At 62.4% G+C, this 20912-nt stretch carries 19 protein-coding genes and 1 pseudogene; 12 read left to right on the top strand and 8 right to left on the bottom strand.

The features are described from left to right. The first annotated feature begins 375 nt into the window (after positions 1-375). Both DFR48_RS15165 and DFR48_RS15160 read left to right on the top strand, forming a co-directional pair. Entirely contained in the window at positions 376-621 is a 246-nt protein-coding gene (locus tag DFR48_RS15165) for a hypothetical protein (protein WP_114363989.1), read from the top strand. 5 nt (positions 622-626) lie between these two features. Beyond that, positions 627-827: a hypothetical protein gene (locus DFR48_RS15160; protein ID WP_147273551.1), complete on the top strand. Its 201-nt coding sequence runs from the start codon at positions 627-629 to the stop codon at positions 825-827. A gap of 64 nt (positions 828-891) precedes the next feature. Here DFR48_RS15160 and DFR48_RS15155 read toward each other — a convergent pair whose 3' ends face one another. The 7 genes from DFR48_RS15155 to DFR48_RS15125 form a co-directional block, all read right to left on the bottom strand. Continuing rightward, the gene (locus DFR48_RS15155; RefSeq protein ID WP_114363986.1) at positions 892-2313 is read right to left on the bottom strand and encodes an NAD(P)/FAD-dependent oxidoreductase; all 1422 of its coding nucleotides are present in this window, start codon (positions 2311-2313) and stop codon (positions 892-894) included. Beyond that, a complete protein-coding gene (locus DFR48_RS15150) occupies positions 2303-2614 on the bottom strand; it encodes a (2Fe-2S)-binding protein (RefSeq protein ID WP_114363984.1) in 312 nt (103 codons plus the stop codon). Before DFR48_RS15150 ends, DFR48_RS15155 begins: the two co-directional genes overlap by 11 nt. Continuing rightward, complete coding sequence (locus DFR48_RS15145) at positions 2595-3737, bottom strand: NAD(P)/FAD-dependent oxidoreductase (protein ID WP_114363982.1); 1143 nt, start codon at positions 3735-3737, stop codon at positions 2595-2597. The genes DFR48_RS15150 and DFR48_RS15145 overlap by 20 nt, the downstream gene beginning before the upstream one ends. Next, positions 3734-4534: an ABC transporter permease gene (locus DFR48_RS15140; protein ID WP_114363981.1), complete on the bottom strand. Its 801-nt coding sequence runs from the start codon at positions 4532-4534 to the stop codon at positions 3734-3736. Before DFR48_RS15140 ends, DFR48_RS15145 begins: the two co-directional genes overlap by 4 nt. Next, on the bottom strand, positions 4531-5385 hold the full coding sequence (locus DFR48_RS15135) for an ABC transporter permease (RefSeq protein ID WP_114363979.1): 855 nt from the start codon (positions 5383-5385) through the stop codon (positions 4531-4533). Before DFR48_RS15135 ends, DFR48_RS15140 begins: the two co-directional genes overlap by 4 nt. Then, entirely contained in the window at positions 5382-6425 is a 1044-nt protein-coding gene (locus DFR48_RS15130; protein ID WP_114363978.1) for an ABC transporter ATP-binding protein, read from the bottom strand. The genes DFR48_RS15135 and DFR48_RS15130 overlap by 4 nt, the downstream gene beginning before the upstream one ends. Positions 6426-6550: 125 nt before the next feature. Continuing rightward, complete coding sequence (locus tag DFR48_RS15125; protein WP_210206003.1) at positions 6551-7546, bottom strand: ABC transporter substrate-binding protein; 996 nt, start codon at positions 7544-7546, stop codon at positions 6551-6553. 123 nt (positions 7547-7669) lie between these two features. Here DFR48_RS15125 and DFR48_RS15120 point away from each other — a divergent pair, with 123 nt between their 5' ends. The 6 genes from DFR48_RS15120 (at position 7670) to cydX (ending at position 15235) form a co-directional block, all read left to right on the top strand. Beyond that, positions 7670-8596 carry a LysR family transcriptional regulator gene (locus DFR48_RS15120; RefSeq protein WP_342634919.1) on the top strand — a complete coding sequence of 309 codons (927 nt, stop codon included), beginning with the start codon at positions 7670-7672 and terminating at the stop codon, positions 8594-8596. 251 nt (positions 8597-8847) lie between these two features. Beyond that, complete coding sequence (gene cydD / locus DFR48_RS15115; RefSeq protein WP_210206001.1) at positions 8848-10545, top strand: thiol reductant ABC exporter subunit CydD; 1698 nt, start codon at positions 8848-8850, stop codon at positions 10543-10545. Further along, the gene (cydC, locus tag DFR48_RS15110) at positions 10542-12203 is read left to right on the top strand and encodes a thiol reductant ABC exporter subunit CydC (RefSeq protein ID WP_114363975.1); all 1662 of its coding nucleotides are present in this window, start codon (positions 10542-10544) and stop codon (positions 12201-12203) included. The genes cydD and cydC overlap by 4 nt, the downstream gene beginning before the upstream one ends. A gap of 126 nt (positions 12204-12329) precedes the next feature. Further along, complete coding sequence (locus DFR48_RS15105; protein ID WP_114364170.1) at positions 12330-13931, top strand: cytochrome ubiquinol oxidase subunit I; 1602 nt, start codon at positions 12330-12332, stop codon at positions 13929-13931. A gap of 4 nt (positions 13932-13935) precedes the next feature. Beyond that, positions 13936-15087, top strand: coding sequence for a cytochrome d ubiquinol oxidase subunit II (cydB, locus tag DFR48_RS15100; protein WP_114363974.1), 1152 nt, complete (start codon positions 13936-13938; stop codon positions 15085-15087). Positions 15088-15100: 13 nt separating this feature from the next. Further along, positions 15101-15235 carry a cytochrome bd-I oxidase subunit CydX gene (gene cydX / locus DFR48_RS15095; RefSeq protein WP_114363973.1) on the top strand — a complete coding sequence of 45 codons (135 nt, stop codon included), beginning with the start codon at positions 15101-15103 and terminating at the stop codon, positions 15233-15235. 53 nt (positions 15236-15288) lie between these two features. On the opposite strand, the pseudogene DFR48_RS15090 reads toward cydX, so the two are convergent. Continuing rightward, positions 15289-15489 (bottom strand): annotated as a pseudogene (locus DFR48_RS15090) (transposase domain-containing protein); the annotation flags it as partial. 333 nt (positions 15490-15822) lie between these two features. On the opposite strand from DFR48_RS15090, the gene DFR48_RS15085 reads away from it, so the two are divergent. From DFR48_RS15085 to DFR48_RS15070, 4 genes are all read left to right on the top strand, one after another. Then, the gene (locus tag DFR48_RS15085; RefSeq protein ID WP_114363972.1) at positions 15823-16851 is read left to right on the top strand and encodes a BMP family lipoprotein; all 1029 of its coding nucleotides are present in this window, start codon (positions 15823-15825) and stop codon (positions 16849-16851) included. Positions 16852-16928: 77 nt separating this feature from the next. After that, positions 16929-18440, top strand: a complete 1512-nt coding sequence (locus DFR48_RS15080; RefSeq protein ID WP_114363971.1) for an ABC transporter ATP-binding protein — start codon at positions 16929-16931, stop codon at positions 18438-18440. After that, positions 18437-19585 (top strand): ABC transporter permease, encoded by a 1149-nt coding sequence (locus DFR48_RS15075; RefSeq protein ID WP_114363970.1) that lies wholly within the window; start codon positions 18437-18439, stop codon positions 19583-19585. Before DFR48_RS15080 ends, DFR48_RS15075 begins: the two co-directional genes overlap by 4 nt. Next, positions 19582-20853: an ABC transporter permease gene (locus tag DFR48_RS15070; protein WP_114363969.1), complete on the top strand. Its 1272-nt coding sequence runs from the start codon at positions 19582-19584 to the stop codon at positions 20851-20853. Before DFR48_RS15075 ends, DFR48_RS15070 begins: the two co-directional genes overlap by 4 nt. The last annotated feature ends 59 nt before the right edge of the window (positions 20854-20912 follow it).

Below are 20912 nucleotides of genomic sequence, written 5' to 3'. Positions count from 1 at the left end.
GAGTTCAACGCCGGATTTGTGCTTGTGAGCGCCGTTTTAGAGTATCCGTTGCCAGCGCCGCACGTCCAAGCTGAGTTGACGTTGTCAGATTGATCGTGTTCCAGGCCTTCATTGCTTTGGCATCCATGGTCTCCATGGTGCTCTCGAGCGAGGCGTGGCTGACCAGTGGCCCGGACGGTGTTGCCGCCGCCGATCTCGGCTTCCGCCCGGTACTGAAGGAGCTCGGCCTTGAGCTTTCGGCTCCGGAATTCTGGTATTTCTTCTATGGCCTCTGCCTGCTGACGGGTGCGTGGTTGGTGCTCTATCTGCACGATAGTCCGGCCGGCCGCGCGCTTCGGGCCCTTCACCGTTCGGAAACCGCCGCGAGCACTGTCGGTGTCGACGTGCCCCGGAGACAGCGTCTACGGCGCCTCGGTCCATCTCGCAGCAGCCCTGTTCGGCCAGCTCGTCTTCGCCCTTGTGACCATGGGCTTGTCCACGCTCGCGCGACGCTTTGCCGGCAAGCTCGATGGGCAGCGTCGTGTGACGTTCGACAATTACAGGCTCCTTTACCACTATGCCGTTGCCCAGAGCCTGCTTGGCCTTCTTCCGGTTCACGGCTTTCCATGGATGATCGGGTGAAGGCCATGAAAGAGCCCGTCGAGGAGATTTCCGCCACGCGTGCCATGCTGGTCATCCTGGCTGGACCCATCCTATGGACGGGGCATTTCGCCTTCGCCTACGCGACGCCCGCGCCTCCCGAATGCTGGCCGTCCTTGTCGTTGACGGGCGTCCTCTGGACCGGCTGGGCGGCCCTCACGCTCGAGACCTGCACGCAGCTGCGGTGAATGTCGCCCAGATCACCGCCGCACCTGTTCCGCATCTCGCAGCAACCGAGTTCCCCGTCGCAAGTCAGTCTTGCGGTTCCCCGCCAGCGTGCCCGCCTTCTTCCCGCATCCGGGCGATCTCGCCCAATCTGACCGGTTTCACCGGCGCCCGGATATTCATGTATCCGACCGCCTGCGGATGCGAGCCGGTCTGCTCGGCAATGAGCTCGCAGATCGTCAGCCCGCACATGCGACCCTGGCAGGGGCCCATGCCAGCACGCGAGAACGCCTTCACCTGGTTCGGTCCGATGGCGCCGCCGGCTGCGATTGAGCGGACCTCGCCTGCGCTGACCTCTTCGCATCGGCATACGATCACATCGTCTGCCGACGTCCGGAAGTTTACCGGTGGCCGATAGAGGCGGTCGAGGAACCTTCGTCCGCGGAGCGTTTTCCGGAGTTCTGCCCTTGCCTGCTTCTGCCTGTCCGGGCAGATCCCTGCTTTCGCACAATGCACGGTTTTCACGATCTGCGAGGCCGCGAGGATGCCGCGCCAGACCGCCGCCTCCGCGCCGTCGATCCCGGCACTGTCTCCCGCCACGAACAGCCTCTCGACGGATGTCTCGCCCCATTCATCGAGAATCGGTTCAAACGCCAGGCGCTTGTCGTTCCAGTGATGCCTGGCGCCGGCCGACATTGCGAGGTTTACCTGGGGAACCGCGCCCAGATGCAGGAGAAGCGTGTCGACATCAAGCCGCTTTTCCTTCCCGCCGGCGACGTAGCGAACGCCGTTCAGCCTGCCGTCGCCCAGGGCTTCGAGGGCGGATACGCCCCGGATGACGGGGGTATGTGAGGCCACTTCGCGGAGCAGCTTCATGCCCTTCCACATGTAGCGGCTTGTCATGAAGGCCGGAAGGAAAGGAACCGCTCCCAGCCAGTTCGACCATGGTGTCGTGTCGAGGACGGCGGTAATCTCGACGCCGGCCCTGATGTACTGGACCGCGAGGAGAAAGAGAAGCGGACCAGAGCCGGCCAGACAGATCCGGCCTGAAGGGACGGTGCCGCTGGATTTCAGCATGGTCTGCGCTGCACCGGCGGTCATGACGCCGGGCAAGGTCCAGCCTCGGACGGGAAAAGGCCGCTCCAGTGCTCCCGTGGCAATAAGGAGGTAACGGCCCCGCAACTGCAAGGCACCATCCGGGAGAGTGACGCCGACCAGGAAGTCATCGCTGTCGTCGCGCTCGATCATGAAGACCGTGCCAGTTGCCAGGTAGTCGGAGCCGGAGGCGAGGAATTCTCGCGCCAGCTCCTGTCCTGCGAGGTAGTCGCGACCGAGGATCGAGGCGAGCTCGGGTCTCTCCTTCAATACCGATCGGTATATCTGTCCGCCGACACCTATTCCTTCGTCGATGACGCAGACACTCAAGCCCGCGCGCCGCGCTTCGATCGCGGCCGACATGCCGGCGGGTCCCGCGCCGACGATGATGAGGTCGATCGGCTTATCTGTCATGACCGTGGTCCTTGCTGGATTGGCTGCCGTCCGTATGGGTTTCGATGGCCATTCCAGGTGTCACCGGCACTAGGCATGCCTGCCGGTTGGTCTCGCCATCGATGGTGACCAGGCACTCGAAACACACGCCCATGCAGCAGTACGGTCCCCGCGCCGCACCGCTGACCGACGTCATGCGAAAAGAGGTGATGCCGTTCTTCAAGAGGGCCGTGGCAACGGTATCGTCGGTGCAGGCCGCGACGCTCTTTCCGTTGACGGAAAGCGTGATCGCATGATCCTGCTTAAGCAGGTTCCTGAACATGGTCGAATCTTTCTGCGCTGAAGGCATGGAGCGTCTCGGGCCAGGCGTCGGCTATGATGGCCTTGGCGATGATCGTTGCGTGAGCTGCAGCAAGCGTTATCCCGCTATGGCAGGTGACGAGGTAGGCGCCGGGGCATTGCCTTGACTGGTCGTAGATGGGGTAGCCATCCGGGCTCATGACGCGAAGGGCCCCCCAGCTTCTCACGACCTGCGCGCCGGCAAGTCGTGGAAAGGTGCGTATCGCGCGCATGGCGATCGTTGCGAGCGTGCGGCTGTCGGTTCCCTTGTCGAAGCCGACATCCTCTTTGGAATCGCCGATCATCACCCCGCCTTCGTTCGTCTGACGGATGGTGCCCAGCGGGTAATCGAGAAAAGGCTCCAGTTTCTCCGTCACCATGATCTGGCCGCGTTGCGGCACCAATGGAGCGTAGAGCCCGAGCTGAGGTGCGAGATCTCTGTTGCCGAGACCCGCCGTCAATACGATCTTGCGGCCGAAGAGTTCGCGCTCGCCGAGATGGATGCGAAAGCCATCGCTCGACACCGCGATCCGGCTGACATGCTCCCCGGGCCGGTAGATGACGCCTCGCCGGCCGGCCGTCCTGTGCAAGGCGGCAAGCAGCCGAAGCGCGTTGACATGGCCGTCGGCGGCGCAATAGGTGCCGCCGACGACCTCGGGCCCGATTGCCGGCAACATCTTTTTCATCTGCGCGTGATCGAGCACGTCGAAGCCGGCAGTATCCGGCACGCGACGATGCAACCGCTCGAGAGCGCCGACCCTCCGCTCCAGTTCGTTCTCGCTGAGGCAGGCCATCAATCCTCCCGGCCGGGAGTAGAACAGCGGCATCTCGGCCTCGTTGGAGAGCTCCGCGGCGAAGCTCTGCCACAGATTTGCGGACGCCGACGTCCAGCGCGCGTAATCCGGATTGTCGATACCTTTGCCCTGGACCCACACCAGCGCGAAATTGCCGCGCGAGGCGCGGAACGCATCGTCACCTTCGTCCACCACGGTGACGCTGAGGCCATGCCGCGTGATCCCATAGGCCACGCACATTCCAACGACGCCTCCGCCAATGATAACCACGTCGGAAGCATCTGCCTTCTCCTTGCGAGACACCGCACTCATGAGCGGCCCTCGCCGACGAACAGGCGTTCGAGCCCGTAAAGCCGATCGAGAACGATCATCAGTATGACCGTCAGGAGGATAAGAAGGGCGGAAACGGCGCAGATGAGAGGGTCGATGGAATCCTGGATGTAATTGAACATCCTGACGGGCAGAGTCGTCGTGGTGGGCGATGCCACGAAGATCGTCATCGTGGTTTCGTCGAAACTCTGGATGAACGACAAGGCAAATCCGCTTGCAACGCCCGGAACGATCAGCGGCAGAATGATCCGCCGATAGATCGTCACGCGGCTTGCGCCGAGCGAGGCGGCCGCGTCTTCGATCCGCTTGTCCATGCCGGAGGCGCCGGCGATGATAATTCTCATGGCAAAGGGAAAGACGATAACCACGTGGCCGATCACCAGGCCGGCCGTCGTTCCGGAGAGGCCGATTTCCGTGTAGAAGCGGAGGAAGGCGATGCCGAGCACGATGTGCGGCAACATCAGCGGCGACATGAACAGCGCGTTCAAGGTCTCACGTCCGGGGAAGCGGTAGCGCGCAATGGCCAGGCCGGCCGGCACCGCGAAGAGGAGTGCAAGGATCGCGGAAGCCAGGGCGACGCCGAGGCTCGTCCGGAAGGACTCCATGAACTCGGGATACTCACCCAGGCGGTAAAACCAGCGCAAGGAAAGGCCGTTCGTCGGCAGGGCCAGATAGTCTTCCGACGTGAAGGCGACGAGGCAGACCAGCATCATGGGGGAAACGAGGAAAACCACGAAGAGCGCGTTGAAGACGAGCGCGAGAGGGCCGTTTTTCGTCATGAGAACACCTGGATGTAGCGCCGTTCCACAAAGCGATTCCAGCCGACGACGAGCAGTACGATGCCGATCAGCAGCAAGACGGCAATGGCGGCGCCGAGCGGCCAGTTGAGCGTGTTGAGGAATTCGTCATAGGCGAGTGTCGCAGCGACTTTCAGCCGCCGGCCGCCGATGATGGCCGGCGTAGCGAATGCGCTCGCAGACAGCGTGAAGACCACGATGGTGCCCGAAAGGATGCCCGGCATGGCCTGAGGAAGGACGATCCGGCGGAAGATCGTGAACTGCCCTGCACCGAGGGACTGGGCGGCCCGTTCGATCGACGGGTCCATGTGCCCGAGCGAGGCCGAGACCGAGAGCACTACGAACGGGACCAGCACGTGGGTGAGCGCGATCACGACGCCCGCTTCGGTAAACATCAGCGAGACCGGCGTCCCGGTCAGTCCTAGCGCGAGCAGAAGCTTAGACAACAGGCCATTGCCGGACAGGATCAGCGCCCAGCCGAGCGTCCGCGAGACGACCGAGACAAGGAGCGGTCCAATGATGACCACCATCATGACCGAGCGCCACGGCTCGCGCATTCTGCGCAAGATATAGGCCTCCGGAACGCCGAGAAGGATGCAGGCAAGCGTCGTCGCAAGTGAAATACGAAGTGTTCGCGCAAATATCCCGGCGAAGTAGCTGTCCGAGAAGACCTCCCGATAGTTGCCGAGCTGGATCGTCGCGGTGATGCCACCAGACGAACTCCATTCATGCAGGGAAAGCAGCAGCGTCATGACGAGCGGAATGGCGACGATCCCTAGAAAGAGAAGGACCGCAGGGGCGGCGAGGAGATAGGCTTCGCGCCGGAGGCTCATGGCTTGCTCCCTGACGCGAGGGCAAAGACGATGTCTTCCGGTTTGATGGTCAGCCCGACCAGATCATGTTCCGCCGGGACCGCCGTGCCGTCATTCGGCCGGATGACCGTGGCCATGCCCGCTGGCGTGTCGATCTGGAAAAGCCAGTGATCGCCTTGGAAGACACGCGTCTTGATGCGTCCGGAGAGGCCGCCCGTCGGCTCTCGCGATATGGTCAGCTTCTCCGGACGGATGGAGATGGAGGTACTGCCTTCGAACGGGCGGTCGAGAGGGATCGGACAGTCTCCGACGAGCAGGGTCTTCTCTCTGCCCTCGGCCTGAAAGATGTTGGTCTTGCCGAGGAAGGAAGCGACGAACGGTGTCGCCGGTTTCTCGTAGACCTCGAGCGGGCTTCCGATCTGCTCGACCTTGGCGGCGCTCATCACGACGATCTTGTCGGAGAGCGCGAGCGCCTCATGCTGGTCATGGGTGACGAGGACTGTTGTCGTTCCCAGCGTTTGCTGGATCTGGCGCAACTCGATCTGCATCTCCTCCCGCATCTTGGCGTCGAGGTTGGAGAGTGGTTCATCCAAGAGCAGCACGGATGGCCTGATGATGAGCGCGCGTCCCAGTGCCACGCGTTGCTGTTGCCCGCCCGACATTTGCCGCGGATAGCGCCCGGCCTTGTCCGAGAGGCCCACCAAATCCAGCATTTCCGAGACGCGCCGTGTGATTTCGGCCTTGGCGACGCCACGCATCTCCAGCCCGAACGCAAGGTTCTGCGCAACCGTCATGTGTGGGAAGAGGGCATAGCTCTGGAAAACGATTCCCAGTCCCCGGCGGTTCGGCGGAAGCCGGGAAAGCTCGGTTCCGTCCAGAACGACAGATCCGCCGGTCGGCTCAACGAATCCCGCGATCATTTGCAGGGTCGTCGTTTTGCCGCAGCCGGATGGACCGAGGAGCGAGACGAACTCTCCCTTTTTGACGGAGAGATTGATCCCCTCCACGGCGACTGCGTGACCATAGACCTTACGCAGCCTGTCTAGAGCAAGATAGGGCACGGATGTTCTCCTGAAGAAAGAGAGATGCAGCGGTGTTCCGACGCGCGGGAGGTTCCGCGTGAGGAGCCGAACCGGGTCGTCAACGCGATCGCATGCGGGGCGATGCGATCGCGTTGATCGAGCACTCAGCGTTCGACCTCGCGGGTCCAGCGCTTGTTCCACTCGTCTCGCTGCCGATTGATCGTGTCCCAATCCGCCACGACCAGCTTCTTCGCCGCCTCTCCGTAGGGCATCAGCCCGGGGTTCTTCACCACCGCATCTTTCCGGACCGGCGCATAGCCTGCCTCATCTGCCAGCGATTCCTGCACCTCCTTGGACAGCATCATCGTCACGAAGGCCTGGGCGAGCGGCGAGACAGACGCCTTCGCCACCGGGCAAATGGCGGTCATGACCGCCGGTGCGCCTTCGGCCGGATAGACGAAATCCACAGGAAAGCCGGTGCCGGCCAGCGCCTGGACGCGCGAAGAGCCCCATACGCCCAAGACAGCCTGACCGGTCTGGAAGAGTTCCGTCATCTTCGCCGGAGAGGGCTCGTAGGCAAGGACGTTCTTGTCCACGTCGCTCTTGATGATCTCGAAGCCCGGTTCGATATTGCCCTCGCCGCCGCCGTTCATGCGCGCCAGCATGACCACCGTCAGCAAGCCGTAGCCGTTGTTCATCGGCGGGATGACGACCTTGCCCGCGAACTTCGGGTTCTTGAGGTCGTTCCAGGACGTCGGGGCGGTCCAACCATTCTCCTCGAATACCTGTTTATTATACATCAGCCCCGTCGCGATGAGCCCGAGCCCCGACGCCTTGTGATCAGGAAATGCGGCCGTGTCGTAGATCTGGCTGAAGTCGACCCCGGTAATCGGCGCGCAGAAGCCCAGAGAAACGGCGCGCGAGATCGGACCGTCATCGATGAGTGCGACATCGATTTCCTGGTTGTCCTTCTGTGCCTGCAGCTTTGCCAGCGTATCGGTCGAGTTGCCGGCGACATAGGTCACTTTGACGTTGTTCTCCTCCTCGAATTTCGGGAGGACCTTCTCGCGAAGGATCTTCTCGGTCGAGCCGCCATAGCCGGCGACGATAAGCTGGTCTCGTGCAGCGGCGGCGGACGCCGATGCGAGCGCTGCCGTCATCACCGCCAACCACAATCTGAAATCTCTCGTCTCAAACACGTCGTTCTCCCTCTGGTTTTCTGTCGTGCAGGCGGATTTTCGGATCCCGTTCGATAAAGTCAAATTCATTATTGACGGCCTTCGATGCGTAAATATTATGAAGAGATGTCGAACTTCGGACGCCAGATCGAAGCCTTCCGCGCCGTCATGCTGACCGGCGGAATGACGCCTGCGGCAGAGACGTTGCGCATCACCCAGCCGGCCGTCAGTCGCTTGGTTCAGGATCTGGAACGTGATCTCAAAATCAGGCTGTTTCACCGCAAGGGTAATCAGATAACGCCGACGGTCGAGGCCACTGCGTTCCTCGCCGAAATCGAACGGGCCTATCTCGGCATGGAGCAGCTGCGTGCCTATGCGGCAGACCTCCGCCAGTCACTGACCGGCTCGCTACGCATTGCGGCCTTGCCCGCGATGGCGCTCGGCTTCTTGCCTCATTGCCTCGCGGTCTTCAGCAAGACGCGCCCCAAGCTGTCGATCCATCTCGACGGCATCCCCTCGCATCTGGTGCTGGAGCGCGTCGCGGGTGGACAGTTCGAATTGGGCTTTGCCGCGGTTGCCGCCGATCGCCCGATGGTCGATCTGACGCCGATCAGAACGAGAGCGATGGTGGTGCTGCCAGCCGGGCACCCTCTGGCTCGACATGAAGTCCTTACCGCCGATCAGATCTCGGACGAGCGGATCGTCATGCTCGATCGCGCCAATTACCTTCGCCACACGATCGAGCGCGCGCTGGGTGGCCGCGAACGCTATCCGAGCACGATTGAAACACCGCTGTCGGCAATTGCATGTTCTCTGGTCGCCAAGGGACTGGGCGTCACGATCGTAGATTCCTTCACTGCAATCAGCTTCATCGGTCACGGCATCGAAGCCCGTCCGTTGGTGCCGGAGCTGGATTTCGGGTTTTCCATGGTCACCGCCCGTCAGCGGCCGATGTCGCGGGTCGCCCAGGAGTTTGCGGAGGAAGTCCAGCTGCTGGCGGAAGAATTCCAGGCACCGATCTTTGACGGGTAGTCGGCGGGCGTCGCCGGAAATGTTCTCAACAGGATGTCCGTTTCCCGGGTGAGTTGAGGTGCGGCGGAGAACATCAGCATCCGGGTGGCTGGATTCGTCTCAGTGGTAGGACGAAGATCAGGAGGGCGGTCCACGACCAACCTCGCCTCCGCACTCTCGTGCCGCCGCGACAATTTGGAATTTGATCAAGATCAGTTCCGCGAATACGGTCGCCCGGAAACCCGCAGGCCAGATATCTCCGCAGGCGCGCCTTGTCCAAGACCACGAAGATTGAGAGCGACCCCGCCCGCCGGCGGCTGATGCAAATGGCACACCGCGATCGCAGTGCCATGGCGATAGCGAGCGGCCTGTCTGTTCTTTCGGCTTTGCTCTGGCTGCCGCAGGCTTGGCTGGTCAGCCGGCTCCTGGCGGCATTGGTGGAGGGGAGGGCGCCGGTGCCGGGCGCTCCCGTCGCTGCCGGTGCCTTCATCACCCTCGGGGTCCTGCGCCACCTCCTCGACGTTCTGGCGGGGCGGCGGGCCTTCGGTGTCGGGCAACGACTGATCGAGCGGGAGCGGTTCGATCTCGTCGAGCGGGAGAGCCTTGCATCGCCCCTGATTGGTAACGGGCAGACGTCGGCCGCCCTTGCGACCCTGCTTGCCGGCAAGCTCGACGCCCTTCTGCCGTGGGCGAGCCGCTATCGTCTCGCCGCTGTCAGGGTTGCGATCATTCCCGTCGTCATCCTGGTCGTCGTCGCATCGATGTCCTGGCTCGCCGACATCGTGCTTCTCGTCGCCGGACCGTTGATCCCGGTGTTCATGGCGCTTATCGGGATCGCGGCAAGGCAGGCGAGCGAGAAGCAGATGGCGGCCACCGGAACCCTCAATTCCACGTTGCTCGAATGGCTGAATGCCGCGGCCGACATCCGCCTGCTCAACGCCGAGCAGCAGACGGTCGACCGTTTCCGCCAATCGGCGGAGACCCTGCGGTCGAAGACCATGGAGGTCTTGAGGATCGCTTTCCTTTCCTCGACCGTGCTGGAACTCTTCTCGGCGATCGGCATCGCGCTGGTCGCCGTCTATGTGGGTTTCGCCCTGCTCGGAACCTTTTCTTTCGGTGCCTACGAAACGCCTCTGACGGTGGCGGAGGGTATCTTCATCCTCTTGCTGGCTCCCGATTTCTTCCAGCCGTTGCGCGACCTTGCCGCCGCCTGGCACGACAAGGCAGCCGCACTGGCTGTCGCGGGCGAGCTCGCCGAACGGGATCGCGAACCGGCTCCGCGCATCCTCGGGCGTGGCGCAAGAGCCGACAGCCTTCTTGCCGGCGCGCTGACGATCGCAACCAGGGGGCTCCGTTACGAGGCAGGCGGACGAGAGATCACCTTCCCCGACATCGAGATCATGCCGGGTGAGAAGGTGGCGATCTCCGGTCCGAGCGGGGCCGGCAAGACGACCCTCATCGGTCTCCTCTGCGGGCTCGCGCGGCCGTCCTCGGGCCGGGTCGAGATCGGCGGTAAGCCGCTCGGAGACGACTTGGCTGATGCCTGGAGAGGTATGATCAGTTTCGTTGGCCAGCATCCGCACATACTGAACGCGAGCCTGCGCGCCAATATCGCCCTCTCCGGTGAGCGGCTCGACAGAGCCCGGCTCGATGGGGCGCTCGCCGCCGCGGCTGCCGACGGTGTGGTGGCCGCCCTGCCACGGGGTGTCGACACGCGCCTCGGCGAAAACGGCGGCGGCGTTTCGGGCGGCGAGGCGCGTCGTCTCACGATCGCGCGCGCCATCTATGCGGATGCAAAGGTCGTCTTTGCCGACGAGCCGACGGCGGACCTCGATGTCGGAACGGCCGAGCGGGTGGTGGAGGCGCTGGAAGCGATCGGCCGGAAGGGCGTGACTCTGGTGGTTGCGACCCATGATCCGCGTCTCATCGCCCGGTTCGATCGCGTCATCGTTCTGGAGGCCGGACGATGACGGCGCTGTTCAGGGTCTTCCGGCGCATCTGGCGACGCCGCCTCGGCGCATTGGCCGTCGGCATCCTGCTCTCGGTCGCCGTTCTCGGAGCGGGGCTGGCATTGCTTGGTCTCTCCGGCTGGTTCATCACCGCGGCAGGCATGGCGGGCCTGGCCGGTGCCGGATTGACTTTCGATGTCTTTCGACCGAGTGCGGGCGTGCGCTTCCTCGCCCTCGGACGAGCGATCGCCCGGTACGGTGAGAGGCTCGCCACCCATGATGCGACGCTCAAGGGGCTTGCCGATCTGCGCGTGGCCTTGCTGGAGGCCATGCTCCGCAAGCCCGCCGTTCTTCTGTCCCGTCTGCGCGGCTCCGAGCGTCTCAACCACCTGACGATCGATGTCGACGCCCTTGACGGCGTCGCCTTGCGGCTCGTCATGCCGGCGGTCGCGGCGGCCGTTGTGCTTGCCGCGACGTTCTTCCTGATCGACTGGCTCGTCCTCCCGTCGGTCGCGGTTCTCGAGGTCGGCAGCTACCTCGTCGGTCTCTCCGCCGCACTCATTGTCGCGGCGCGCGCTTCGCGAAAGCCTTCCCGGTTCGCGCAGCGCTCGGCGCAGGCCTTGCGCATGCGGTTCGTCGACATGATGCGCGGGCGCACCGAGCTCGCGGTCAGCGGCCGTCTGGAGGACTATCGCCGATCGGTCCTCGATGCCCATCACCAGATGCAGCATGCACAGTCGCGGATCGACCTGGTCGAGCGGATATCCGCTCTGCTTCTCGGTCTTGCGGGCAGCGTTGCGGCCGGCGGCGCGCTGCTCGTCGGTGGACTTGCGGCGAGCGAGGGACACATCGATCCGGCGAGCGCGGCGCTGGGCTTCTTTGTGGCGCTGGCGCTTGTGGAGACCGCAGCCCCGCTTGCGCGCGGCATCGCCGAGCTCGGCAAGATGACGGATGCCGCGCGGCGGATCGAAGCCCAGTTCGCGGACGAGCCCGAACCATCGCCGCGAAAAACGGCGTTGCCGCTGGTCGCTTCCGGCGGCGCGGCCGTGCTTTTGGGCTGCGGACTGGTCTGTCGCCGGGGAAACCGCGTGCTTTTCGAAGGTCTGGATTTCTCCGTCGGCCGCGGAGAGACGCTGGCGCTCGTCGGCGAAAGCGGTTCTGGAAAGACCACCCTTCTCAACATCATCCGTGGCCTCGTCGAGCCCACGGAAGGTATCGTTTGTCTGGAGGGTCTGGCGATTGCAGACCTCTCGGAGGTGGAGCGCGCCGCGCGCATCGGTTACCTGCCGCAGCGTGCTGCGCTGGTCAGCGGCACGATCGCCGACAATCTGCGCCTCGCGGCGCCGGCCGCCGGTGACGACATGCTCTGGGAGAGCCTGCGGATCGCCGGCCTCGACGAGGTCGTGACCGCCAAAGGGGGGCTCCGGTACCCTCTGGGCGAGGGCGGGCAAGGTCTTTCAGGCGGCGAAAGAAGGCGCCTCGCACTCGCCCGGATGCTGCTGCGTCGGCCCTCGATCATCCTTCTGGACGAGCCGACCGAGGGGTTGGACGTCGAGACCGCCTGCGATATGCTTGCGCGGCTGCGTTCGGCATTTCCGCGAGCCGCAATAGTGGTCGCCGCCCATCGTACAGAGGAACGCGCCTGGGCCGGTCGCGCGCTTGAAATCCGTTCTCCGTAGGCGCTTCCGGCACCGGTTTTCCGGGGGCAAACGACGTTGATCCACCTCATGGACGATACCCGGGTCATGGATATGATGGCCCATATCCTTCCAAGCTCAATCCTGAGACCAATCGAGAGCAAGATCATGGAAATCGACATAGTCGAGCTGTCACGTCTGCAGTTTGCGATGACGGCAATGTACCACTTTCTCTTCGTGCCCCTCACACTCGGCCTTTCCATCATCGTCGCGATCATGGAAACGGTCTACGTCATGACGGATCGTCCGATCTGGCGACAGATGACGAAGTTCTGGGGCACGCTGTTCGGCATCAACTTCGTGCTGGGGGTGTCCACCGGCATTACCATGGAATTCCAGTTCGGTATGAACTGGAGCTATTACAGCCATTATGTGGGCGACATCTTCGGTGCGCCGCTGGCGGTCGAAGGGCTCATGGCCTTCTTCCTCGAGGCGACCTTCGTCGGCCTGTTCTTCTTCGGCTGGGACAAACTCTCCAAGCGTGCCCATCTGGTCGTTGCCTGGCTCGTGGCGATCGGCTCGAATCTCTCTGCCCTGTGGATCCTGGTCGCCAACGGCTGGATGCAGAACCCGGTTGGCGCTGAGTTCAATCCCATGTCGATGCGCATGGAGATGACCTCGTTCTTCGACGTCGTCTTCAATCAGGTCGCGCAGGCGAAGTTTGTCCATACGGTCTCGGCGGGCTATGTCACCGCCTCTGTCTTCGTGCTCGGCGTCTCCGCCTGGTACTTGCTGAAGGGGCGCCACACCGAGCTCGCCCGCCGGTCGATCGCGGTTGCGGCCTCCTTCGGCCTCGCTTCTGCACTTTCCGTCGTCGTCCTCGGCGACGAATCCGGCTACTCGGTCACCCATGACCAGAAAATGAAGCTCGCGGCCATTGAAGGCATGTGGGAGACGCAGCCGGCGCCGGCATCGTTCACGCTCATCGGCATTCCCGACCAGGCGGCGCGCGAAACCCATTACGCCGTTCATATCCCCTATGTCATGGGCCTGATCGGCACGCGCTCGCTGACCGGTGAAATCCCCGGTATCTCCGAACTCGTGCAGCAGGCGGAAGATCGTATCCGTTCCGGTCAGATCGCCTATGATGCGCTGATGACCTACCGCGCCAGCAAGGGCGTGGTCCCGGATGAGGTTCGTGCAACCTTCGAAGAACACAGCAAGGATCTCGGCTTCGGCTTGCTTCTGAAGCGCTATGTCGACGATCCGCGACAGGCGAGCGAAGACCAGATCAAGATGGCCGCGAACGACACGGTACCGACCGTCTGGCCGCTCTTCTGGGCCTTCCGCCTGATGGTGGCGCTCGGTTTCTCCTTTATCGTCGTCATGGTCTGGTTCTTCTGGATGGCCTCCTTCCGGAGAATGCAGTTCCCGCGGATCGCCCTGTGGCTCGCCGTCATCATCATCCCGACGCCGTGGATTGCCGCCGAGCTCGGCTGGTTCGTCGCCGAATTCGGCCGCCAGCCCTGGACCGTCGACGGTGTCTTGCCGACGGCGCTCTCCGCCTCGCATCTCTCGGTGACGGAGCTCTTGATCACGCTCGCCGGCTTCGTGCTGTTCTACACCGTGCTCTTCGTCATCGAGATGGGCCTGATGCTGAAATACATTCGCAAGGGACCCTATCTCGACGTGCCGGAAACCGATCAGTGGCAGAAGCGACACCGCGACCGGCTGACAAGCCCGTCGGCTCTCACCCAACCTGCGGAGTAAGACCATGATTCTTCATCAACTCCTCGATTTCGAACTCCTGCGTCTGATGTGGTGGGTCCTGCTCGGCGTGCTGCTCGGAGGCTTTGCGCTCACCGACGGCTTCGACATGGGGGTCGGCGCGCTCCTGCCCTTCGTCGGCAGGACCGACACGGAACGGCGCATCGCCATCAACACCATCGGCCCCGTATGGGAAGGCAACCAGGTCTGGTTCATCCTCGGTGGCGGGGCGATCTTCGCGGCCTGGCCACCGCTCTATGCGGTGAGCTTCTCGGGTTTCTATCTCGCCATGTTCGCCGTGCTCGCGGCGCTCATCCTGCGGCCGGTCGGCTTCAAGTACCGGTCGAAGCGCGACAGCGCGGTCTGGCGGAGTGCCTGGGACTGGGCACTGTTCGTCGGTGGCGCCGTGCCAGCCCTGATCTTCGGGGTCGCCATGGGCAATGTCCTGCAGGGCGTGCCGTTCCGCTTCAACGAAGACCTGATGATCTTCTACGAAGGGTCCTTCTTCGGTCTGCTCAATCCCTTCGCGCTGCTCGCGGGCCTCGTGTCGCTTGCGATGCTCGTCATGCACGGTGCGGCCTGGCTGCAGTTGAAGGCCGAGGGACCGGTGCGGGAACGTGCCCGGATGTACGGCTCCGTTGCCGCGCTCGTGACGATCCTCGCTTACGCGCTCGCGGGCGTCTGGATGGCGTCGGGGATCGCCGGTTATGCCATCGTCGGCTCCCCCGTCACCGACGGCCCGTCCAACCCGCTGCTCGGCGAGGTCGCGCGGTCGCCCTCGTGGGTTGCGGCCTACGCCGCGAGGCCGTGGATTGCGGTTGCCCCGGTCCTCGGGTTCGTCGGGGCGGCCTTGGTGTTCCTCGGCTTCAGGGCCGGGCGCGAGGTCTCGACGCTGCTGTTCTCGAAGCTTTCGATCGCCGGCATCATCGCCTCGGTCGGCCTGACGATGTTCCCGTTCATCCTGCCGTCCTCGCTCGATCCGAAGTCGTCGCTGACGGTCTGGAACGCGTCCTCATCGCATCAGACACTCTTCGTCATGCTGGTGATGGCCGTGATCTTCGTCCCGATCGTGCTGGCCTACACCGCCTGGGTCTACAAGGTCTTGTGGGGCAAGGTGACCGAGGCCGAGATCACCGACAACAGCAGCACCGTCTACTGAGGGAGAAACAACAATGTGGTATTTCGCCTGGCTTCTCGGCCTGCCGCTCGCCGCGATCTTCGCGGTCGTCAACGCCATGTGGCTCGAAATGCAGGAAGACCGTGCGGTGATGGGCGGCTCGCCCGAAGACGCCGACACCTCGGTGTGATGAGTTGAAAGTGGGGCGGCGTTTGCCGCCCCACTTTCCAGGTCAGCGCCTGGTCAGGCGGTTTTCGGCGTGATCTGGTAGTTCCAGGCCAATAGTCCATCAATCCGATTGATCGGATGGTCCGCGATGCGCGTGAGGCCATCGCGCAGACAGGCCTCAGGGGCGATACCGTTCAGCTTTACGGCTTCGGTGAGAGAAGGAATTCCTGCCGCGCACTCACCACCGCGATCTGATCCGGCGAAGAACCAAATTCTCCCCTAAGCAAAGATCCGAATATTCGGCCCAAGTGTGGTTGGACGTACAGATCGCCCGCCGCGTTGTCGTCGACCTCGACGGTCCCGTCGCCGGAAGCGGCCCAGCGCCTACTAGGTCTGCATTCCCCATGAAGCCAAGCAGGTTGTGCCAGAGCTAAAATGAGCGCAGCTTACTTCGCGACAAAAAGCGGTAAACCCGACCGTTTGCTATTGATATGCGTCAAGTCGCGTGTCTCGAATGATGTTACTTCTAACAAAATGGAATTCTTCCGATACAATTGCATTTCCAGATGAGAATCTCGAGCGTGCCACACAACCAGGGAGGTTACCATCATGCTCTACAGTGAGAAGTTCTTCGCGAGTGCTGCGGTAACGGCATCGTTGTTGCTAAGCTCCGTTTCTGCCGCTGCGGCATTCACGGCTTGTGAGGTGACAGACACCGGCGGAATTGACGACAACAGTTTCAACCAGACGGCGTGGAAAGGCGTTCTGGACGCGAAGGAAAAGCTTGGCGTCGAAGCCAGATACCTCGAATCGCAGGCCGAAACCGACTACGAAGCCAATATCAATTCCCTGCTCGGCGGGCAGTGCGATGTTATCATCACCGTCGGCTTCCTGCTTGGCGATGCGACCAAAAAGGCTGCCGAGGCGAATCCGGATCAGAAGTTTTCCATCGTCGACTTTTCGTACGATCCGCCACTCAACAATGTGGTGGGCCAGGTCTACTCCACCGATGAAGCAGCGTTTCTCGCCGGTTACCTTGCCGCTGGCGTTTCGAAGTCCGGCACGATTGGCGTCTTCGGAGGCATCAACATTCCGCCGGTGACGATCTTCATGGACGGGTTCTACCGCGGAGCGAACTACTACAACAAACAGAAGGGAACGAAGGTTGCCGTTCTCGGCTGGAACCCCGAGACGCGCGAAGGCCTATTCACGAACAATTTCGATTCACTCGATGACGGACGCGCCTTCGCTCAGAACCTCTTTGACGAAGGCGCAGACATCGTGCTGCCGGTCGCAGGTCCCGTAGGCCTTGGTTCAGCGGCGCTCGCCGATGAGCTCGGGACAGACAAGCTGAAGATCATCGGCGTCGATGCGGACCTCTATCTGACCGACCCGCAAAAGAAGCATGTCTATCTCACATCGATCACCAAGCGCATGGATTCGACCGTTTACGCGGTCATCGAAGCGGCAATGAAGGGCACCTACAAGGGCGGCGTTCTCGCCGGATCGCTTGAAAACGACGGCGTGGGGCTTGCCCCGTTCCATGACATGGAAAATGAAGTCTCTGCCGAAATGAAGCAGGAGCTCTCCGACCTTCGCAAGGCGATCATCGACGGCACGATCAAGGTCAACGAATAACCCGATCGCATCTTTCCCGTCGCCTGTGGCCAGGCGGCGGGCACGGTTTCTTGCGTCGACCTTGGGGGAGAGCGGCAGTGGACATCGAACTAAAGGGGATCACCAAACGCTTCGGTCCGGTAATCGCCAATTCGAATGTGAATCTGACGATCCGCGCGGGAGAGGTGCTTGGGCTCCTCGGCGAAAATGGTGCCGGCAAATCGACGTTGATGAATATCTTGAGCGGGCTTTATGCCGCCGACGAGGGCCAGATCCTGATCGATGGCAAACCCGTCGTGTTCCGGGGGCCGGGGGATGCGATCGCGGCAGGGATCGGAATGGTGCATCAGCATTTCATGCTGGTTCCTGTATTCACCGTCGCGGAAAACGTCATTCTGGGCGTCGAACCGACCGGCAAGCTCGATTGGCTCGATCTGGCGACCGCCCATGATAAAGTCAATGAAATCAATGGAAAATATGGTCTGGAGGTTGATCCCGGCACCCGTGTCGAAGACCTTCCGGTCGGACTTCAGCAGCGCGTCGAGATCATCAAGGTCTTGTTTCGCTCGGCCGATGTCCTGATCCTGGACGAGCCGACAGCAGTTCTGACCCCGCAGGAGGTGACGGAGTTCTTCGAAATCGTCAAGTCACTGCGCGACGCCGGCAAGGCACTCGTCTTCATCACGCACAAACTGAACGAAATTCTTGAAATCGCCGACCGCATCAGCGTGTTGCGGGACGGCCAGATCGTCGGTGAGGGCGACCCCAAGACGGTGACGGAGGCGCAGCTTGCGGAAATGATGGTCGGCAGGCCGGTTGTTTTCGAGGTCGAAAAGGCAGCCTATGCGCCGGGCCGCACGCTTCTTGATGTCAGCGAACTGACGGTATTGAGCGACGACGACAAGATCGCTGTCGATCGCGTCAGTTTTCAGGTCAAGAGCGGTGAAGTCGTCGGCATCGCCGGCGTCCAGGGCAATGGCCAGTCGGCACTGATCGAGGCATTGACCGGTCTCCATTATGCCGCCAGCGGCAAGATACTGTTCCTCGACAAGGATATTACGCACGCGTCGGTTCGTGAACGCCACCGTATGGGTATGGCGCACATTCCGGAGGACCGGCAACGAAGCGGAATGATCTCGAATTTCACCGTCGCAGAGAACATGGTGCTCAACACCTATTACGACGAACGATATGCATCCGGCCCGAATATCCGCTGGCCTGACGTGTTCGAGAGCGCAGCGAAGTACGCTGTCGATTTCGACGTGCGCACGCCTTCGGTTTTTACGAGGGCAGGCAGCCTGTCGGGCGGCAACCAGCAGAAACTCATCGTGGCGCGCGAACTGGAACGAGAGACGTGCCTGGTCGTCGCCGCGCAGCCGACACGCGGCCTCGATGTGGGTTCCATCGAATATATCCATGGCCGGCTGATGCATGCCCGCGACACAGGAGATGGCGTATTGATCGTCTCCTCGGAACTGGATGAGATCCTGTCCCTGTCGGATCGGATCCTTGTGATGTTCAAAGGTCGCTTTGTTGCGGAATTCGATGCGACCAAAGGTCCTGTCGACAAGAACGCCGTCGGGCTCGCCATGGCAGGAGCACAGGCATGACCGTTCAAACCAGCAGCGATACGCTCTCTGAGAAGCTCCTGCAGCGAGCGGCACCGAGCCGTACCGAATACGAGGACCTCGTGGTCGTGCCGATCTTCGCGTTCATCGTCGCGTTGATCATCGGGGCCCTGGTCATGCTGGCGACCGCGGTCGATCCGGCGACGATCGGCCGCTCCTACATTGCACTGCTGGAAGGCTCGGTCGGTTCGCTCAACGCCGTTTCAGAGACATTGACGGCAGCTGCGCCGCTTGTCCTGGCCGGCCTCGGCCTTGCATTGGGTTTCCGGGCGGGCCTCTTCAATATCGGGGCGGAAGGACAGATCATCGTTGGCGGGCTCGTGGCCGCAATCGTGGGCTTCAGTATCGAAGGCTTGCCATGGGCCCTGCATCTGCCGCTCACGCTCTTGGCCGGAGCGTTTGCCGGCGCCGCCTATGCGTCGATTGCGGGATGGTTGCGGGCCGCCACGGGCGCGCATGAAGTGATCTCGACGATCATGCTGAATTTGATCTCCTACCGCCTGCTTGACTACATGCTACGACTGCCCTGGGTCCAGAAGGCGGAACGGGCCGATCCGATTTCCAAATCGGTCGTAGAAAGCGCGGAACTTCCGCGGCTGCTCGCGTGGATTGATGCGAACCTCCGCGTCCATGCCGGCCTTTTTCTCGTGGTCGCGGCCGTCATCCTGATCTACTGGCTGTTGTTTCGTACGAAACTGGGATTTGAGTTCCGTGCAAGCGGCGAGAACGCCGACGCAGCACGCTACGCTGGCATCCGCGCACCGCTCATTATCGTCACCGCGATGGGGTCGGCCGGCGCACTTGCGGGGCTCGCCGGCGCGAACCAGGTGCTGGGCGTTCTCGGCCGCGCGACACCGGGCTTTTCCGCCGGTATCGGTTTCGATGCGATTTCGGTTGCTCTGCTCGGACGTTCCCATCCCGTAGGCGTCCTGTTTGCCGGGCTGCTCTTCGGCGCACTGAAAGCGGGAGGGCGTCAAATGCAGGTCGATGCCGGCGTCAGCATCGATCTGATAGGCATCATTCAGGCCCTGATCATCGTTTTCATAGCTGCACCTCTGCTGGTGCGTGCGATCTTCCCCTGGGGATTTCGAAAATCTGTCACGGATCAGAAGGATAGCGCGGCATGACCATGGCAGCGCCGCATTCAACCTCTTCCGCGCGCGACATCGATACGCGCAAGAACCGTCAGGCGTGGATATCGGGCGCCACGCTCATCGCGCTGTCCATTCTCGTGACAACCGTGTTCAGCTTCGAAACGACCGGCAACGCGGTGTTTCGACTGTCGCGTCCGTCCGATACCTGGGTTCTTCCGGATCTCGTGGTCGCCGCCGCCCCGTTCAACTATCTGGCGGCAGCGGTTCTGGCCTTCCTGGGCGTGCGCCAGTTCTTCCGTGGTGGGGCGAGGTGGACCGCGCTCTCGATCGGATTCGGATTGGTTCTTGCCGTCGCCGCCTTTCTGGTCTGGGCAACTGCGGGCAAGTCCTTTTCGCTGACCGGAATGCTGCAGGCCACGATGGTGAGGGCAGTGCCTATTGCACTTGGCGGATTGGCTGGCGTGCTGTCCGAGCGGGTCGCGGTGGTCAACATCGCCATCGAGGGCATGTTGCTCGCCGGCGCATTCACGGGTGCGCTGGTAGGATCCTTGATCGGCGGGTTCGGCGGATTGATCTCTGCGGTCATTGTCGGCGGCCTCTTCGGGCTTATCCTGGCTGCCCTCGTTGTCACCTACCGCATGGATCAGATCATTGCCGGCGTCGTGATAAACCTGTTCGTGCTCGGCCTGACATCCTATGTCAGCAGCCAGGTCTTCCAGGAATACCGCTTCTTGAACGACGCCCCCGTGTTTCGCGCGTTCAAAATCCCGCTTCTCGGCGACATACCCGTGATCGGCCCCATGCTTTTCCAGCAGAATCTCTTCGTCTATGGCGCCTTGGTCATGGTTGCCCTCGCTACCTATTATCTCTTCTACACACGCCACGGATTGCAGGCCCGTGCGGTGGGCGAACATCCGCGCGCGGCCGATACGCTCGGGATCAATGTCTATCGAACCCGCTATGTGAACGTCGTCATGGCCGGCATGGTCGCGGGCTTCGGCGGGGCATGGTTCACCCTCGGCTCGGTGGGTCGCTTCGATGAAAACATGACCGGCGGACGTGGTTTCATCGGCCTTGCCGCCATGATTTTCGGACGTTGGCATCCCGTCGGCGCGCTGATGGCCGCACTGATATTCGGATTTGCCGATTCATTGCAGCAAAAGCTCGCCCTGCTGCAAACCCCGATCCCATCGGAATTTCTTGCCATGGCGCCCTATATCGCGACGATCATCGTCGTGGCGGGGTTGATCGGCCGTGCGAGGCCTCCCGCCGCGGATGGCAAACCCTACATCAAGGAATAGCGCGGGAACGGGCAAAGCGATGCTGGTCGGCGTTGACGGTCCAGTTGCCGTTCTGGCGG

Origin of the sequence: Ciceribacter lividus, from assembly GCF_003337715.1 — a bacterium.
Lineage (GTDB): Bacteria > Pseudomonadota > Alphaproteobacteria > Rhizobiales > Rhizobiaceae > Allorhizobium > Allorhizobium lividum.
The sequence above is the reverse complement of the archived record's forward strand: the minus strand, read 5'-3'. Positions and strand labels throughout refer to the sequence as shown.